The sequence below is a fragment of the Pseudonocardia sp. SID8383 genome (genome assembly GCF_009864975.1).
Classification (GTDB): Bacteria; Actinomycetota; Actinomycetes; order Mycobacteriales; family Pseudonocardiaceae; genus Pseudonocardia; species Pseudonocardia alni.
In genome coordinates this window covers 1-354 of record NZ_WWFY01000741.1, presented here as the reverse complement: position 1 = coordinate 354, position 354 = coordinate 1, and the positions used below count along the sequence as shown (strand labels likewise).

Annotated in this window: 1 protein-coding gene; it reads left to right on the top strand. The window is 79.1% G+C overall.

What is annotated here, in order from left to right:
* Nucleotides 1–354: hypothetical protein (locus GTW08_RS17740; protein WP_161152250.1), on the top strand; the 354-nt coding region annotated here is incomplete at both ends.

The window sequence follows — 354 nt, the reverse complement described above, 5'->3', positions numbered from 1 at the left end:
CACCGCGCTCGCCGGCGCCGGGTCGGCGCGGGTCGACGTCGAGCTGGACTCGGTCACCGGCCCGGTGCGCGCCTCCGGCCCCGCCCGCTTCACCCCGTTCGCCGCGGACCTCACCGTCGCCGTCGGCACCCGTGGTGCCCAGGTCAGGGTGCTCGACGACCGTGCCTGGGCCCGGTTCGGCGGCAGCGACCGCTGGCAGCCGCTGTCCACGGGGCTCCTCCCGGTCGGTGCCGTCGGCGGGATGCTGCACGCCGCGCCCGGGCTGCGCGACGTCGTCGCCGCGCCGGGGGCAGCCGACGTCGACGGCGTCGCCGCGACGACCTACACCGGGTCGGTGGATCTCGCCGCCGCACG